The sequence below is a fragment of the Priestia sp. FSL H7-0729 genome (assembly GCF_038005685.1).
Classification (GTDB): domain Bacteria; phylum Bacillota; class Bacilli; order Paenibacillales; family Paenibacillaceae; genus Paenibacillus.
In genome coordinates, this window is sequence record NZ_JBBOTQ010000002.1 from 480265 (window position 1) to 498570 (window position 18306).

At 46.6% G+C, this 18306-nt stretch carries 10 protein-coding genes; 8 read left to right on the forward strand and 2 right to left on the reverse strand.

Features of this window, described 5'->3' with window-relative positions; translation table 11 throughout:
• The first annotated feature begins 228 nt into the window (after window positions 1-228).
• The 5 genes from MHH93_RS08685 (at window position 229) to MHH93_RS08705 (ending at window position 10327) form a co-directional block, all read left to right on the forward strand.
• Window positions 229-2124 (forward strand): PrkA family serine protein kinase, encoded by a 1896-nt coding sequence (locus MHH93_RS08685; protein ID WP_440387912.1) that lies wholly within the window; start codon window positions 229-231, stop codon window positions 2122-2124.
• Between the two features lie 241 nt (window positions 2125-2365).
• Window positions 2366-3373, forward strand: a complete 1008-nt coding sequence (locus tag MHH93_RS08690; RefSeq protein WP_500053695.1) for a protoglobin domain-containing protein — start codon at window positions 2366-2368, stop codon at window positions 3371-3373.
• A 129-nt stretch (window positions 3374-3502) separates the two neighbouring features.
• Window positions 3503-4507, forward strand: a complete 1005-nt coding sequence (locus MHH93_RS08695; RefSeq protein ID WP_500053696.1) for a LacI family DNA-binding transcriptional regulator — start codon at window positions 3503-3505, stop codon at window positions 4505-4507.
• A 251-nt stretch (window positions 4508-4758) separates the two neighbouring features.
• Window positions 4759-7581 (forward strand): endo-1,4-beta-xylanase, encoded by a 2823-nt coding sequence (locus tag MHH93_RS08700; protein ID WP_500053697.1) that lies wholly within the window; start codon window positions 4759-4761, stop codon window positions 7579-7581.
• A 265-nt stretch (window positions 7582-7846) separates the two neighbouring features.
• A complete protein-coding gene (locus MHH93_RS08705) occupies window positions 7847-10327 on the forward strand; it encodes an EAL domain-containing protein (RefSeq protein ID WP_500053698.1) in 2481 nt (826 codons plus the stop codon).
• Window positions 10328-10434: 107 nt separating this feature from the next.
• On the opposite strand, the gene MHH93_RS08710 is transcribed toward MHH93_RS08705, so the two are convergent.
• Window positions 10435-11871: a SpoVR family protein gene (locus tag MHH93_RS08710; RefSeq protein ID WP_249911246.1), complete on the reverse strand. Its 1437-nt coding sequence runs from the start codon at window positions 11869-11871 to the stop codon at window positions 10435-10437.
• Window positions 11868-13037 (reverse strand): sporulation protein YhbH, encoded by a 1170-nt coding sequence (gene yhbH, locus MHH93_RS08715; RefSeq protein ID WP_036609998.1) that lies wholly within the window; start codon window positions 13035-13037, stop codon window positions 11868-11870. Before yhbH ends, MHH93_RS08710 begins: the two co-directional genes overlap by 4 nt.
• A 308-nt stretch (window positions 13038-13345) precedes the next feature.
• Between yhbH and MHH93_RS08720 the strand changes: the two genes are divergently transcribed.
• The 3 genes from MHH93_RS08720 to MHH93_RS08730 all read left to right on the forward strand — a co-directional run bounded on the left by MHH93_RS08720 (window position 13346) and on the right by MHH93_RS08730 (window position 18299).
• Window positions 13346-14671, forward strand: coding sequence for an MFS transporter (locus MHH93_RS08720; protein ID WP_500053699.1), 1326 nt, complete (start codon window positions 13346-13348; stop codon window positions 14669-14671).
• Between the two features lie 431 nt (window positions 14672-15102).
• Window positions 15103-16371 (forward strand): sulfotransferase family protein, encoded by a 1269-nt coding sequence (locus MHH93_RS08725; RefSeq protein WP_500053700.1) that lies wholly within the window; start codon window positions 15103-15105, stop codon window positions 16369-16371.
• The gene (locus MHH93_RS08730) at window positions 16368-18299 is read left to right on the forward strand and encodes an asparagine synthase-related protein (protein ID WP_500053702.1); all 1932 of its coding nucleotides are present in this window, start codon (window positions 16368-16370) and stop codon (window positions 18297-18299) included. Before MHH93_RS08725 ends, MHH93_RS08730 begins: the two co-directional genes overlap by 4 nt.
• Window positions 18300-18306 lie beyond the last annotated feature (7 nt).

The following is an 18306-nucleotide window of genomic DNA, read 5'->3' on the forward strand; positions in this document are numbered from 1 at the left end:
AGCCAAAATTCGAAGCCGTAGATTGAAAAAAAGAGGTCAACTTATCCGAATTGCCGCATAGGTATGTAATACACTTTTCACAACAATACAAGATGTTTGGACAGAGGGTGGCGGGACTATACAGGACCGCGAGATTGGTATTCAAGCAGGAGCCGCAATTCTATTGATTCTTCATACCATTCGGAATGGTTGACAATCACACTAAAGGAGCCATGGGAGGTACCAAGCATGAATATTTTTGAACGCGTTGCGGAACATCGGGCAGAGAGTGACCGTTTGACATGGAACGGAACATTTGAAGATTATATTGAACTGCTGAGAAAGGACCCGACTCCGGCAATGACGGCTCACGCCAGAGTATATGAAATGATTGAATCGTTTGGCGTGGAAGAAGTAGGTGGGCATAAGCGGTACAAGTTTTTTGAGCAGGAGATCTTTGGATTGGATCGATCCATTGAAAAGTTGGTCGAAGAATACTTTCACTCAGCAGCACGCCGTCTGGATGTACGTAAGCGGATCTTGCTCCTTATGGGTCCCGTGAGTGGGGGTAAATCGACGTTGGTGACGTTGCTGAAGCGGGGTCTTGAACAATTCTCGCGGACAGAGAAAGGTGCCATATACGCCATTGATGGATGCCCGATGCATGAGGAGCCGTTGCATTTGATTCCACTCGAGCTTCGTCCTGAAGTGGAAAAGGAAATTGGAGTCCGTATTGAGGGTAACCTTTGCCCATCTTGCCAAATGAGACTCCGTACCGAATATGGCGGTGATATTAGCAAGGTGCCGGTGGAACGGGTCATTGTTTCCGAAGATAATCGCGTGGGTATAGGAACGTTCAGTCCATCTGATCCAAAATCGCAGGATATTGCCGATCTGACCGGTAGTATCGACTTCTCCACCATCACCGAATTTGGTTCCGAATCCGATCCACGTGCCTATCGTTTTGATGGGGAGTTGAACAAGGCGAACCGCGGATTGATGGAGTTCCAGGAGATGTTGAAATGTGATGAGAAATTCCTATGGAACCTATTGTCGCTCACACAGGAGGGGAATTTCAAAGCAGGACGCTTCGCCTTAATCAGTGCGGATGAGATGATTGTGGCGCATACGAATGAATCGGAGTATAAGTCATTTATCTCCAACAAGAAGAATGAGGCACTGCAATCCCGGATGATTGTCATGCCGATTCCGTACAACTTGAAAGTATCCGAAGAAGAGAAAATCTATGCCAAGCTCATTCAGCAAAGTGACATGAAGCATGTTCATATTGCACCGCATGCATTGCGGACTGCAGCCATTTTTTCCATACTTACCCGCTTGAAAGAAACGAAGAAACAAGGCATGGATCTCGTTAAAAAAATGCGGATGTATGACGGTGAAGAGGTGGAAGGCTACAAAGAAGCCGATCTCCGCGAGATGCAAAATGAATATCTGGATGAAGGGATGTCTGGTATTGACCCGCGGTATGTCATCAACCGGATCTCCAGTGCTTTGATCAAGCAAAATCTTCAAAGCATTAACGCGCTGGACATTCTGCGAGCCATTAAGGACGGACTGGACCAACATGCTTCGATTACGAAAGAAGAGCGGGAGCGTTATCTGAACTTCATTGCTCTTGCACGCAAGGAGTATGATGAACTGGCCAAGAAGGAAGTACAGAAAGCTTTTGTGTACTCATTCGAGGAGTCGGCAAGAACACTATTCGAGAACTATCTCGATAACATTGAGGCATTCTGCAACTGGTCCAAAATTCGTGATCCGCTCACAGATGAAGAGTTGGACCCGGATGAGCGTCTGATGCGTTCCATCGAGGAGCAGATCGGCATCTCCGAGAATGCGAAGAAAGCGTTCAGGGAAGAGATTCTAATCCGAATCTCGGCTTACTCCCGTAAGGAGCGCAAATTTGAGTACAGCAGCCATGACCGTCTGCGTGAAGCGATTGAGAAGAAGTTGTTTACCGATCTGAAAGACATCGTCAAGATTACAACCTCAACCAAAACACCAGATGCAACCCAATTGAAACGAATGAATGAAGTGATCAAACGCCTAATTGAAGAACATGGATATACCGCAGCCAGCGCCAATGAACTGCTACGCTATGTGGGCAGTCTGCTTAATCGCTAATCGGCAACGAACCATTCCGGATCAGGCTTCTGATGTCTGCTGTGAGGCTCCTTCACAGCAGAGTCAGGGCCTTTTTAGTTCCATAAGCATCTTATTAATCTAAAATGCTGACAAATAAGGTTAATTTTGCGGTGAATTAGTTCTAATGGTATATGTACGTTTAGGTATTTTAGTCTATAATCAATACATATATTTACAATTTAAAGTAATGGTGTTTATTAAGGAGCTGACTGAACCAGATATGAGCAGTATTTCCGCAACAAGACAGAAGCAACTTGATTACATGGGATTAACCGCAGGAGATCTGGCACTGCTTGCCGATCATCGGCCTGTTTTTAAAAAAGTCGTGAATGAAGTGGTGGATCATTTCTACAATCATGTAGGGAATTATCCTGATCTTGTAGATCTCATCGCAAGATTCTCTTCCATTGAACGTTTAAAAGAGACGCAGAAGATGTACTGGTTATCGATGACGGATGGAATCGTGGACGACGCATATATTGAGCAGCGTATTGCAATTGGGCTTGTGCACTCCCGTATTGGCCTGTCCGAAGATTATTATCTGGGTACCTATATGGTTTACCTTGATATTGCAACGAGCATATTCCAGCAGGTAATCCCTGATTCCTGGCATCTTGTCATTCAGGCGCTCAGTAAAATGTTCAATCTGGATTCACAGCTTGTCCTTGAGGCTTATGAGAAGAAAGAAAAAGAAAAATTATCTCAGCTTGCTGATGATCAACAACATACCTTACTGGCGATCACGCAGATTACCCAAGAGCTTACAGGCATGATTAGTGAACTGAATGAAAATGCGCTGGCCATCTCGAATGTAGCCAAAGAAACAGCTGCTTCCCAAGATCAGGCTCAAGTTCTGCTCACGGAATTGACGGGGGAGATCCAGCAGATCGGTAAAATGGGTGAACTCATTCGTGAGATATCGGATCAGAGTCATCTTGTTGGTCTGAATGCAGCGATTGAAGCTGCACATGCAGGAGAGTTCGGACGTGGCTTTGAAGTCGTCGCCAGTGAGGTGCGCAAGCTTGCAGCCAGCTCCCGTGACGCCCAAGGTAAGATTCAGTCTAATCTGGAGCAGATCATGAAGAAACTGAGCAGTGTGCAGCAGGAGTCGGATCATACGTCTCGTGGAGCACGTAGTCAAGCTTCACGCTCGGCTGAACTCGCTGTATTTGCAACAACGATGGAGAAACTGTCTCTGGATTTGAAGAATCTGGAACAACAGGAATAGACGTTAAAAGCAATAGGAACCTTCCATACCGTTTCAGGCTGTTTTAAGCTATAATGGGTAGACAAACCTGCCGATGTTATAGAAAATGCAGCCGGAGACAGGGGATTTGAAAGAGGTTGAGGTGATCAGATGGCTTCTATCCATGATGTGGCCAAGGAAGCGGGAGTATCTGTTGCAACCGTTTCCAAAGTGATAAACGATTATCCTGATGTAAGTGAAAAAACACGCAAAAAAGTCAATATAGCCATCGAATTATTGAAATATCAACCCAATGTGGTCGCACGTGGACTTGTTAAACGCCGTTCATGGACGGTAGGCGTACTGTTGACGGTCCCATTTACCAACCCTTTTGTGTCGGAATTACTTGAAGGGATCAAGACTGCGCTGGAGAACAGTGGATATGATCTTGTCAGATTGTCTACTCGATTCGATGATCCGGCGTACTCGTTCATCAAACATTGCCGCAGTCGTAATGTGGATGGCGTTGTGGTATTCGGGGAAGGCAGAGAAAATACGAGTATTCAGGAACTGGTGGATGCAGAGATTCCAACGATGTTTATTGATACGGACCTGTTGGGCAAGCGTGCCGGTTACATTACTACGGACAACGCCAACGGGATCTCGATGAGTGTCAGACATCTGCATGAGCTTGGGCACCGCAAAATTGCTTATATCTCAGGGACACTTGGCCCCGCCGTAGCTAATCTGCGATTGGAAGGGTATAGGGAAGGGTTGCGAGAATGCGGCATTCCATATTCTACAGTATATCTGGAGGTCTGCGATTATTCATTCGACGGGGGAAGCAAGGCTGCCCGGCGATTGCTGGCACTTGAGGATCAACCAACAGGGATTGTCTGTGCATCAGACATGTCTGCCTTTGGAGCCATTCATGAGATTGAAAAGCATGGACTGAGTGTGCCAGAAGATATCTCGGTTGTCGGGTTCGACAACACATATTATGCTGAGGTATTTAAACCTGGATTAACTACGGTGAATCAGAATATCTATTCTATTGGCATTAAGTCCATCGAATATCTGATTGCCATGATTGAAAATCCGGCTTATTCTCCTCCCGTTGTGACGGAACCTTCCAATCTGGTGATTCGTCAGACGACAGCACCTTTAAAAGTGTAGAGACATTGACACGGAGCACAGCTGACAAGCTGTGCTTTTTGCCGTTCTACATTATTCTGAAGATTTTAGAATAAGTCCTATAGTTTAACGGGTAAACAAAGTTTGTTGGCAATCGTATAATGAAAGTGCTTACAATTTTTATTTAATAACGTCTATCCAATCCTGCACAACGATCTTGTAAAGGGCTGGCGCATGACAGAACAAAGGTTACTCTTCACAGACTACAAACAACCAACCAAGGAGGAGATCGGATGCATTTGAGAAAATGGTGGAGCTTGTGCTTGTCGGCTGTATTGATCCTCAGTTTGTTCCCGAGTGTGGGAACAGGAGGGACACGTGCTCAAGCGGCAGACGTTAAGACTGGCGAAGATGAAGTACTGTTTGAGGCTAATTTTGAAGATGGTGTGTTGGGACAATGGCGTCCACGTGCGAGTGAAAAGCTTGAGATTGTAACGCAAGTAGGTCACGACAGCACACGCAGTCTGAGAACCTCTTCCCGTACCGAAACGTTCCATGGACCCTTAATTGAAATAATAGACCATGTACAGAAGGGCAGCACGGTTCATATTTCATTTTGGGCCATGTACGATGAAGGACCCGACAGTCAGGTCATTAACGGTTCACTGGAGAAAGAGTACAATAATGACGCTTCAAGTCTTGAATATGCTACGTTTGCCTCTGCTACCTTGAACAAAGGACAGTGGAAAAAAATCGAGGCGGATGTGGTGGTCCCTGGGGAAAATAGTGGCATCACCGGATTCCGGATGTATGCAGAGACTCCATGGAAGACGTCAGCGGAAGTGACGCCGGCCGATACGATTACTTTTTACGTGGATGATGTTCTGATTACGGAAGCCGAAAAAATTGAAATTGAGCCGAACATTCCGAATCTCGTGGATGTTGTGGGACAACATTATGCAATGGGAGCGGCGATCGACCAATCTGCACTGGATGCAGAAGATCCGCATTCCCAGTTGTTGACGAAACATTTTAATAGTATTACAGCCGGAAATTTTATGAAAATGGATGCGATGCAACCAAAGGAAGGGCAGTTTGTCTGGTCAGAGGCGGATCGTCTGGTGAACTTCGCCGAAGCCAATGACATGGAGGTAAGAGGTCATACGCTGTTATGGCATAGTCAGGTGCCGGACTGGTTCTTTACCGATCCGAATGATGCTTCCAAACCTGCCACGCGAGAACAGTTGCTTGCACGGATGAAAAATCATATTCAGACCATCGTCACTCATTATAAAGGAAAGGTTCATACATGGGATGTCGTCAATGAAGTCATCTCGGACGGAGGCGGCTTGCGGAATGAGGCCAGTAATTCCAAGTGGAGAGACATTATAGGGGATGTAGATGGCGATGGAGATGACAGTGATTACATTGAGCTGGCTTTCCGATATGCACGCGAGGCTGACCCTGATGCGGTATTGGTGATTAATGACTATGGAATGGAGGGCAATGGAAACAAGGTGAATGATATGGTGAAGCTTGTAGAGAAGCTGCTTGCCAAAGGAACACCAATTGATGCGGTTGGATTCCAGATGCATGTGTCGATGTACGGACCGGATGTAAAGCTCATTCGTGAGGCTTTTGAGAAAGTGATTGCTCTTGGTGTGAATGTACAGGTTACAGAGCTGGACGTTTCGATCTATTCAAGTAATTCTGAACTGGAGATGCCTGTCACAGATGAATTAATGTTGCAACAAGCTTACCGTTATCGTGAACTGTTCGACCTGTTCGACGAGTTGGGAAAACGCGGCGTAATGGACAGTGTTACTGTATGGGGACTTGCGGATGATGGGACGTGGCTTGACAATCATCCAGTCAAAGGACGCAAAGATGCACCGTTGCTGTTTGATCGTAAATTGAAAGCAAAACCGGCCTATTGGGCACTGGTGGACGCTACCACTCTTCCGATCTATCGTAATGAGTGGACAGCACTTAAGGCCAGCCCTACTTTCCCGAATCACAAAGGACAGGAAGATATTCTTTGGGGTGCTGTGAAAGGACTCGAAATTAATCATCTGGCAGATGGTACATCTGCGGTTACGGGTGAGGCTCGCATGATGTGGGATGCCAAAAAGGTGAATTTACGAGTGGAAGTGAAGGATACCACACGTCGCAAAGGGGATCAGGTGCAGGTTTTCCTCGCGGAAGAAGTCAAGGGGACAGGCGATGCAATTTCTGAAGCTGATCTGTCTGCCAAGAAGAAAAATCCGCCGTCTGTTAATGGTCAATATACATTTAAACGGGATGGCGGTAAAGGCAAAGATAAAAATACTTACAACGTACAGGAGACCAAAACAGGTTATGTTGTATACGCATCACTGCCTATGTCAGCTGCTTTACTTACCGAAGGGCAGGTCTTGTCTCTGGATTTTCGGATTACGGATGAATATGCTGCTGGAAAGACAGCGACCATTGTTTGGAATGATATTTCCAATCAGCAGCCTGACAAACCAGCCAACCGCGGGAAACTGAAGCTGGGTTCTGTATTGAAACAAACCAAGGTTACGTATGGCAAACCCGTAATTGATGCGAAAAAGGATGACATCTGGAAAAAGGCTGCATCTGTTAAAACGGATGTTTGGGTCATTGGAAACTCAGGTGCAACGGCGACTGCACAGCTGTTGTGGGATGAGAAATACCTCTACGTGTTGGCAGATGTGAAAGATCCGTTGCGAAGCAAATTAAGTTCTAATGCACATGAGCAGGATTCGATCGAGATTTTTATTGACCAGAACAAAGATCAGACAACGTTCTATCAGGAGGATGACGCTCAGTATCGGGTAAATTTTGATAATGAGACTTCTTTTGGAGGAAATGCACGGAAAGAAGGCTTCAAATCAGCTACCCGCTTAACAAGCGGAGGGTACACAGTTGAAGTGGCAATCCCGCTAGATAGCGTTCGTGCCGATGGGCAAAGATGGATTGGATTCGATCTTCAAGTCAATGATGATGGCGCGGGAGATGGCAAACGAAGCAGTGTGTCCATCTGGAGTGATTCATCAGGTAATTCGTATCAAGATACATCCGAATTTGGCAGTCTGTTCCTGACGCGCAAATAGAATATTCAGCTGTATATTAGAATTTGAGAATGTCAGCTAGTTAACAGCGTATTTCTGGAAATAAGTGTTGATTTTAAAGGCTAGGACGTTTAGACTATATACATTCAAATAAACGGGTTCCAATGTATGGCAACGGCTTCAACCAAGCCTGTGGTCAAGAGTCAAATGATGCGGAGGGAGTGCCTGTCATCCAGACAGCGCACTCGCTTCTTTTTTACATTTTTGCATACATAAGAGGCAATTCCCGGTTGAAAGGACAGAGTGAGTGGAGCACCTACATGGTACGTACAACTTAGAACTTGTTATTTTATCCTATATTATTGCATCGTTAGCTTCATACGCTGCCCTTGACCTTGCAGGCCGTGTAAGTCAGGCTAGCGGGTTGGCGCGGAATGTATGGCTTACCTGCGGCGCAGTCTCGATGGGGCTGGGAATCTGGTCCATGCATTTCGTAGGTATGTTGGCTTTTGTTCTGCCTACGCAAGTTTCCTATTCCACCGGTAAGGTTGTTTTATCTGTTCTACTTGCTATTGTCGCATCGGGGGTGGCCTTGAACATCGCGGGTAGACAAGCGGGCAGACTTAGCAAGCTCATGATTGCTGGAGTATTGATGACAGCAGGAATCAGCTCGATGCATTATGTGGGAATGGCAGCGATGTCGACTCCGGTTACATATGAACCAGGCAGAGTGGTGTTATCCATTCTGATTGCAGCACTTGCTTCATTTGCGGCATTGTGGCTCATGTTTTTCTTCCGTTATCATCAATCCAGACATACCTGGGTTTACAAGATGGGCAGTGGTCTCATTATGGGGGTTGGAATCTCTGGCATGCATTATACCGGGATGTCAGCTGCACAGTTCCATCATTCACATGGCGCAATGGCAAGTTCGGGGATGCAGATTGAGCCAGGCATTCTTGCCTACTTGATCGCATCGGGCACATTTATTGCCTTGGGCTTGACGTTATTCGGGATATATATCAATCAGCGAATGTCTCAGAAGGATCAACGGATTCATGAGAATGAGCAATGGTATCAGGCTCTGTATCATAATCATTCGGATGCGATCATTTCAGTAGACAAGGAAGGCATTGTCAAAGGCATTAATGCTGCGGTAACGACAATCACTGGTTATCCTGAAACAAGGGTCATGAATCGTTCCATTGATGAGATTGTTCAGCAGATCGATATAGAATGGATCAGTGAATTCGATTCCATCGATTGGGATGATCATAAGCTGGAGCAGGCGCATTATATGGCTAAGATGAGAGATATACAGGGTGAACTTCTGGATCTTAGTATTGTTGTGGTTCCTGTAGTCATTGATGGTAACCATGTGGGAAGCCACATTCTGATCAAGGATATTACGGAAGAGAAGCAAGCTCAGGAGAACATTCGTCACCAGGCTTTGCATGATCCGTTGACGGGACTGCCCAATCGGCGCAAGTTGGATGATGTGCTGGCTTGTACGATTCACGATTCAGAAGAAAAAGGAAATTCTTTTGCCGTTATGGTAATGGATATAGATCGGTTCAAGATGATTAATGACTCGCTGGGACATTCCATTGGAGATGTGTTTCTAAGAGAAGTCAGCAACCGGATCATGAAAGCTATAGAAGATTCTGATCCCTTGGCTATGGAGAATGTCATGTTGGCCCGGATGGGCGGCGATGAGTTCACACTTGTTGTGACACAGGATCAAGCGACAGAAGTGCGTGTGGCAGAACTTGCAAAACAGATTGTTGAAGCCATTCAATTACCTTATCGATTGAAGGAAAATGACTTCTATGTGACCGCCAGCATCGGAATTGCAATGTATCCCGATCATGGGGTGGGCGTGGATGCTTTGCTGAAACATGCGGACTCCGCCATGTATGAAGTGAAGAAGAACGGCAAGAACGGTTTCCAATTCTACACCGCCCAATTGGATTCGGAACTCTATGAACGCATTGAGCTGGAGGGTTATCTTCGTAAAGCACTGGAACGCGATGAGATGGTCCTGTACTATCAACCACAGATTCGTACCGAGGATAGCCGCATGATTGGTGTGGAGGCGCTTATTCGTTGGAATCATCCACTCAAAGGTCTTCTCGCACCCAATGTGTTCATCCCACTAGCAGAAGAGACAGGTTTGATCTATGAGATTGGTAACTGGACGCTGCGCGAAGCATGCAGGCAGATGAAGCTATGGCATGCCAGTGGCGGACCGCTTATTCCGGTATCGGTTAACTTGTCCAGCCAGCAGTTCCATCAATCCAACTTGGTAGAGCAGGTCAAGAATGCACTCCATGAGACAGGACTGGAAGCCCGATATCTGGAGCTGGAGATTACGGAGAGCATGATGATGGATGCAACAGTATCGACGGCCATTCTGACTGAACTTACGACACTGGGTGTCAAGATCAGTCTGGATGACTTCGGTACGGGATACAGTTCACTGAGTTATCTGAAGCATTTCCCGATTCATAAGCTCAAGATTGATCGTTCATTCGTGACGGACATCACAGAGAGTCACAGCGATCAGGCAATTGTAGCGACCATTATATCGATGGCTCAGAATCTCAAGATGGAAGTCATTGCTGAAGGCATTGAGACGAAAGACCAGTTGGATATTTTGATGCAGAATGACTGCCGTGAGATTCAGGGATATTATTTCAGTCGTCCGCTGCCAGCAAGTGAAGTGGAGCATGATTTTTTTGTGCCGCTGCGATTGCAGGGGACTGGTTCACCAGCGTTACCTTCCTAATTTTTTGTATGCCAAGCGGCAAGTCCCCGTGTATCTCGGGAACTTGCCGCTTTTTGGTATCTTATCTTTTTATGATATCGTTCACGATATAAGCATTTATCATAACCTTACATAAACTTGCGGTGGTGTTTCTTACCATCATACGTAAACCAGATCGGTTTATCTTCGACACGTGTCTCCACATGTACGGTACGTCCCCAGAGGCGATACAGATAAGGCAGCGTGCGTTCCATATATTTCAGATCCAACTCAATGCCTTCATACTGATGTTTCAACACGAGTTCCCCGGTCCGCAGATAATCCGCATCTTGCACGACCAGATAAGGGGAACCCCCGTTGACACGTGAGAACACAAGTTGATCCCGTATGTTCTCCCAGGACTTGTCGGTGATTTTCCAGTCCGGTCCTTTTTTCTCAAATACGTAGAGGTCGAGATCCTCGGTTAATTGCTTGGTCATGTAATTGCGGATAAAGGAGGTATCGGAATCGAATTCACGTACCTCGAACATTTTGGCACGACCTTGCCCTGGTTTGCGGCCCCAACGTTCCTGTTCTTCACGGGTTGGATTATCCCAGCGCCGTTCAATATCCTCGAAAATCTTGAGTCCCAGATAATACGGATTCAGACTTTGTTTGGATGGCTGCACGACAGAGGAGTTGAGCTTCGCAAATTCGATCGTATCCTCACTGTTCAGATCGAGCTCACGGATAATGCGTTGATGCCAGTAGGATGCCCAGCCTTCGTTCATGATTTTGGTTTCCATTTGTGGCCAGAAATATAACATTTCCTCACGCATCATACTCATGATATCCCGCTGCCAGTCGGTCAGCACTTCTGAGAATTCCTGAATAAACCACATGACATCCTTCTCCGGTTCAGGCGGAAAGTGATGGACCTGAATACCTTCAGCGGGTGCTTCTTCCGTCTGCACGTCATCAAGTGACCATAGATCATCATAGCGACCTTCCGGCCGTGGTGCTTTCTCTCCGCGCTGCTCCCGCATTTTCATCTCCATATAACGTTGTTTGTCCAAATGGCGGGGTTTGATCAGTTGTGGGTCTACATGCTCCTGAATGGCAATTACAGCATCGATAAATGCTTCAACGGCTTCCGTTCCGTACTCCATCTCATAATTGCTGATCCGATCCGCCGTAGCAGCCATGCTTTCGACCATATTACGGTTGGATTTGGAGAAGCGGGCATTGTTTTTGAAAAAATCGCAGTGTGCCAGTACGTGGGCTACGATCAATTTGTTCTGAATCAGGGAATTGCCATCCAGCAAGAAGGCATAACAAGGGTTGGAGTTGATGACAAGCTCATAAATCTTGCTGAGTCCAAAATCGTATTGCATTTTCATCTTATGAAATGTTTTGCCGAAGCTCCAGTGACTGAATCGGGTTGGCATGCCGTAGGCTCCAAATGTATAAATAATATCCGATGGGCAGATTTCGTACCGCATGGGGTAATAATCCAGGCCGAATCCATTGGCAATCTCCATAATCTCGGCAATAGCGTATTCTAGGTCGCGGATCTCATCTGTCATCTAACGCTGCCTCCTTCCCGTTTCTGGAAAAAGCTGCGCAAAGCTTTGTACACTTCGCCTTTTTCTTTGATCACATAATACATGAACTGATCCATCTTGATATGACGATAAGCCGACATCAGTGTGCTACTGCGGTTATACTGATTGACTTCGCCGTATCCAAACATATTGCTACGCTTCATTAACTCACCGATCAGCTTCACACACCGTTCGTTATCCGAGGTCAGATTATCCCCATCAGAGAAGTGGAAAGGGTAGATGTTGTAGCTTGAAGGTGGATAACGACTGTCAATAATATCCAGTGCCTTCATATATACAGAGGAGCAGATGGTGCCTCCGCTCTCACCACGGGTAAAGAACTCTTCTTCGGTTACTTCCTTGGCTTCCGTATGATGGGCGAGGAAAACAATCTCGACTTTCTCATACTGACGGCGTAGAAAACGGGTCATCCAGAAGAAAAAGCTGCGCGCGCAATATTTCTCGAACGAACCCATGGACCCGGATGTATCCATCATGGCAATAATAACGGCATTGGATTGTGGAATAATCTTGTCTTCCCATGTCTTGTAGCGAAGGTCATCCGGACTGATATGATGGATGCCCGGCGTACCGGTTGTTGCATTACGACGAAGATTCTCCAGAATGGTACGTTTCTTGTCAATATTGGACTGCATGCCTTTTTTGCGAATATCGTTGAATACCACCGTATGTGTCTCAATCAGGTCTTTATCTTTCTGTTTCAGATCGGGTAATTCCAGCTCAGCGAAGAGCATATCTTCCAATTCCTCAATACTAACTTCGGCTTCCACAATATCATGACCAGGCTGATCACCGGCTTTTTCGCCTTTGCCGGGTTTCTGCGAAGCAGAGGGATCACGACCGATGACGTCTCCGACCTGACTGTCACCATCTCCTTGACCGACATGTTTTTGCTTCTGGTAGTTATACACAAAACGGTACTCATCCAGACTGCGGATTGGTACCTTGATGATTTGTTTTCCATCAGACATAATGATGTTTTCTTCCGTAATCAGATCAGGCAGATTCTGCTTGATGACATCTTTCACCTTTTGCTGATGGCGTTGTTGGTCCTGGTACCCTTTGCGGTGAAGCGACCAATCTTCCTTCGACACGACGAACGAGTAAGGCTGGTGTGAATTTGACATGTAGGCACCCCCCATTGATTACGCGGCACAGTTTGGCCTGTCGGTAATTAAGTATATTCACGGGCGAGGACGATATGTGATGAGAGTGGATATAAAATGATACAATTACGCAAGTTCACCTCAGAGGTTAGGTGAGTCGTCAGAACAGAACGGCTCCATTTTTTACATAAACAGTGAACAAGTGTGCTATCCTTCCTTTACAATAGGAGAAAGACATCGATCTTGCATCTGATAGAGGTGTTCGAAGGGCCCACTGGGACTTCTTGAACTCGCACTAATATAGAGATGCATGCAAAGGAAGGATTTATGTGAATAAAAAGGCGATCAAGGCTTGGATTATGTATGATTGGGCCAACTCGGCTTATGCGACAACTGTACTGGCGGCAGTGCTGCCCGTATTCTATGCTTCGGTGGCTGCCGCAACACTGGATACGGATACCGCGGCTTCCTATCTGGCCTATACCCATTCCATTGGCATGTTGTGTGTGGCTCTGCTAACACCGCTGCTTGGTACGCTGGCTGATTTGTCAGGACGAAAGGGCGACTTCCTGCGTGTATTTGCAATCATTGGTGTCCTTGCCACATTGGGATTCAGCGCAATTGGAGAAGGGGACTGGTTACTTGCTTCCGCCTTACTGATCATATCTACGATTGGTTTTGCAGGTGGCAATACCTTTTACGATGCCATGCTGCCGGATCTGGTACCTGTGGAACGTAGAGACATGATATCTTCCAAAGGGTATGCGTATGGTTATATTGGAGGAGGTTTGCTATTTGCGGTGAACATGCTGATGATTCAGCAACCGGGCTGGTTTGGGATGAACAGTACACTGGCAGGCACAAGACTAGCCTTTATCTCCGTATCGCTGTGGTGGCTTTTGTTCTCGATACCGATCTTTCGCCATGCTCCGAGACGGCCAGCATCACCGGATCTGCCTGGTTCGTGGAAAGGGTATGCTGCGGTTGGAGTTCGCAGACTGCGGCAAACCTTTCGTCAGATGAGGCATTTTCCCCAGTTAATCCGTATGCTGGTGGCTTTCTGGTTTTTTAATGACGGCATTAATACCATTATTCTGATGGCTACGATCTACGGGACAAGTATAGGCATAGGTACAGCCGACTTGATGCTCGCGCTGCTGTTAACCCAGTTTATTGGTTTCCCATGCACATTGTTACTGGGAGCCTGGGCACAGCGCTGGGGAGCGAAGCGGGTCTTAATCTTTAGTTTATCTGTATACATATGTATCGTAATTCTTGGTTATTTCATGACACAAGCGATTCACTTTTATCTGCTCGCCGGGTTGGTTGGTGTCGTGCAGGGTGTAAGTCAATCCACAGCTCGTTCCCTGTTTAGCAATCTGATGCCAGCTGGCAGAACAGGTGAGTATTTTGGATTTGTGAATATTACAGGCAAATTCTCTTCAATCTTCGGTCCATTTGTATTTGGTTATGTTGGGCAGATCACAGGTTCCACACGTTGGGGAATTCTGTCACTTATCTTCTTTTTCGTAGCGGGCATTGCTGTATTGTTAACTGTGAACGTGCAGCAGGGGTTGCAGGATGCTACCTTAGCAGATGAGGAAGAAGGGCGTAAGGGGAGTGTCGGAACTCTGCTGGGAAAAGTCCAAATGTAGGGTTTACTGGTTAGTTGTTGATAGATGTCATATCCAACTTCTTGTTGGAATAATCATGGCTTCAGGCATTGTTCCTTACAGAACATGTCTGAAGCTTATTCGCATTTATGCAACTTTATTAAGATTGATAGGATGAAGTGATTAAACGACAGACAGCAGAATACAGTGAAAGAGTAACAATTTATGAAAAGGTGAAAATAAAAGATTGACATGATACATTTTGTATCATAGAGTAAAGCTATAAATACATAGTGTATCTAAAAGTTGTCGAATGTAACCATGTGTTTTGCTTCATACCCGGTTAGCTTCCGACGGAATATTGCAAAATACTGATCTATAGCGTGCATATTACTCGTTTCGCCAAACACAAAGGTAGAGTCTGGTCTATCCCGGCTACACATTTATACTAATGAACAGAGGAGAGGCTGCCATTGATCGATGCTCAAGGTAACGGACTTGTTTTCTTACTATGTGTTCCCCGCAGTGGTAGTTCCTTATCCACCGTCATGCTGCAAAATCATAGTCGTATATTTGCCACCCAGGAAATGTGGTTTCTAATGAATCTTGTCGATTTGCCCAAGGCTGATTCACGCGCTTATGGTGGTAGCTCCATCATTCGTCAGTTCTACAATGCCATGGTATCCGAGGATGTCTTCGAAAAGGCGTGCAGAAGTTTTGCTCTTGAGATCTACAATGGATTCCTTGAAGGGAGCGGAGCAGACTTCATCGTTGATAAATCCCCACGATACTATTACATGCTTGAATGGCTGGATCGTCTGTTCCCTGAGTCCAAGCGCATTCATCTCCAGCGTAATCCTCTGGCCATAGCTGCATCATTCAAAAAGGTAAATCGTCACACAGGTGAAGGATTCGATCTGATTCATAGTCTGCAGAGCTCCAAATTAAATATGAAAGCCGTGGATCTCACACTTGGAATGCTCCGCTTGAATGAATATTTTGCCAAACCACATCCCAATGCATATGAATTGCAATATGAACGATTAGTGTCCCGTCCTCAGGAAGAACTTGAGAAACTATGCGCGTTTTTGGGAATCTCATATGAACAAGGTATGGAGCAGTATGGACAGTTTCTGGACAGTGCCAAGTCTGACATGTTCTACAGTATGGGCGTGGGTGATCCCTTCCTCTCTTCGCATCAAAAAGCACACCGAGATTCGGTTAACAACTGGAAAAACATATTGGAACCGCATGAAGTTGAACTGTATTGTCGTGTGATGGGGGCAGATCTGTTCCACCGGATGGGATACAGCGAACAGCTCGCAGAGGCCGAACAATGGACGGGTGTACAGTATGATGCAAGTCCTGATCAAGAGGTCATCGACCGTATCACGCATCAGTTGACAGTAGCGACCGGTTGCCAGTGGCAACCGCAATACCGAATGCAGCCGACAGATTCTGTTGTTCATGATATGCCTGGAAATCTTAATGACCACGTTGGCGAAGAACCGGAAAAAACAGACCCCACGCTGGCTGCGCTGGTAACGATCAGACAGCTGCAAGCCGCATTAAGGGCAGCAGATCATCGTCTGGAGCGGGGATACAGTGAGCGAGAACGCTTGAAAGTACAGCTGGCTTCTGCTCAGAGCAAAATACAGCGTATCAAATCATGGGTACCATTTGGTCATCAGATCAGCGCCTGGGCTTCACAGCGCAAAATTCTACGGGGAGGCAAGTCATGAGCGCCATAGCAGGAATTGTTCACAACGATGGTCAGCAGGCGCTATGGGAAGACAGCTGGCGCTTGTATGCAAGCCTTGGGCATATCCCTGCGGATACAACAGGAGTGTGGAAAGGCAACGAGGCTTTCCTTAGCTGTCATGCCCAATGGATTACACCGGAATCGGTTAGCGAGAAATTGCCTTTATTTGATGAGGAAAGTGGTCTGACGATCACAGCAGATGCCATTCTGGATAATCGGGAACAACTGGCTGATCAATTACAGATATCCAGAGCTGAACTTGCTATGTTGGCGGATAGTGAACTGATCTTGCGTGCCTATCAGCGCTGGGGAGACGATGTGGCTGTCCGATTGCTGGGGGATTTTGTATTCGCCATATGGGATGAGCGGAATCGTAAACTGTATGCAGCGAGAGACATTACCGGCATGAGAGCTTTCTATTACCGACATGATGGTTCACGATTTGCTTTCTGCACACTCATGAATCCGTTGCTTGGGCTTGAAGGGGTACATAAAGAACTTGATGAGACCTGGCTGTCCGAATTCCTTGCCATTCCCGACATGCATGATTCAGCAGATATCAATTCTACCGTATATCGGGGAATAAGCCAGCTGCCTTCTGCACATACACTTGTCTTCCGGGATGGGAGACTCGAGCTGAAGCAATATCATCGCTGGAATGAAGTGGAACCTCTAAGGCTTAAATCGGATGGTGAGTATGTAGAAGCGTTTCGTGAGGTCTTTGGGCAGGCGGTTGGATCACGACTCCGAACCCACAGGCAGGTGGCTGCTGCATTAAGTGGGGGATTGGACTCGGGAGCCGTGGTTGGTTTTGCTTCCGGAACACTCCGAAGTCAGGGCAAACGGCTGCAAGCATACAGTTATGTTCCCGTACCGGACTTCACAGATTATACGTCGAAAACGTTGCTGGCCGACGAGAGGCCCTTCATACGTTCCACGATTAATCACGTCGGTAATATCACGGAGAACTACCTTGATTTTGAAGGCAGAAGTCCACTTAGTGAAGTAGATACCTGGCTCGATATTATGGAGATGCCTTATAAATACTTTGAAAATTCATTCTGGATTCGCGGATTCTATGAAAAAGCGAGCCAGCAAGATGCAGGCATCCTGCTCACAGGGGCACGTGGCAATTTCACCATCTCCTGGGGGCCGGCTCTGGATTATTACGCCAGTCTGCTGAAAGGTGGCCGTTGGTATCGCTGGTTCCGTGAGATGCAGCAGTATAGTGAACGGACCGGCATGCCCTTCTCCCGTATAGCCAAGATCACAGGGCGAAAGGCATATCCGGATTGGTTCAAGGCTCAGGCCAAAGGAGCCAGCCAAGCCGCATCCGTGCAGTTAATCCATCCTGATTTTGCGCAAAGAACGGGTGTGCTGGAACGACTCAAATCCATTATAGTTCTACAAGGCGGTGCCCAGGCAGATGCCCTCAAGGTCCGTGCTGAGAAATTCAATAATCTGGCCATTGCGAACAAAAATGGTGCAGTAGCTACAAAATGTTCTCTCCGTTATCGGGCTTGGGAACGTGACCCGACCAGTGACGTGAGAGTCATTCGATTCTGCTTATCCGTACCGATTGAGCAATATGTGAAACAAGGGACCGATCGTTCATTAATTCGCCGCGCTACTTCGCCAGAACTGCCTGACAAGGTCAGGCTGAATCAGCGAGTACGGGGTGTACAGCCGGCAGATTGGCTGCATCGTATCATTCCGAATTGGGATGCCTTTACGGCCGAGTTGCGTGCGTTGTGTTCTGACAGCAAGGTGGCAGGCATATTAAACACGGAGCGTATCAAATCTGCTCTAGCCAACTTTCCGAGTCCGAGACCAGAGCTTGCTTCACATCCCGATCTGCGATTGATGATGCACAGTCTGATTGTGTACCGCTTTATTCGCAAATTTTGACCATGTG

Coding starts and splice junctions, on each gene's coding strand:
- MHH93_RS08685 (WP_440387912.1), top strand. CDS start 229: ATGAATATTTTTGAACGCGTTGCGGAACATCGGGCAGAGAGTGACCGT.
- MHH93_RS08690 (WP_500053695.1), top strand. CDS start 2,366: ATGAGCAGTATTTCCGCAACAAGACAGAAGCAACTTGATTACATGGGA.
- MHH93_RS08695 (WP_500053696.1), top strand. CDS start 3,503: ATGGCTTCTATCCATGATGTGGCCAAGGAAGCGGGAGTATCTGTTGCA.
- MHH93_RS08700 (WP_500053697.1), top strand. CDS start 4,759: ATGCATTTGAGAAAATGGTGGAGCTTGTGCTTGTCGGCTGTATTGATC.
- MHH93_RS08710 (WP_249911246.1), bottom strand. CDS start 11,871: ATGACAGATGAGATCCGCGACCTAGAATACGCTATTGCCGAGATTATG.
- yhbH (WP_036609998.1), bottom strand. CDS start 13,037: ATGTCAAATTCACACCAGCCTTACTCGTTCGTCGTGTCGAAGGAAGAT.
- MHH93_RS08730 (WP_500053702.1), top strand. CDS start 16,368: ATGAGCGCCATAGCAGGAATTGTTCACAACGATGGTCAGCAGGCGCTA.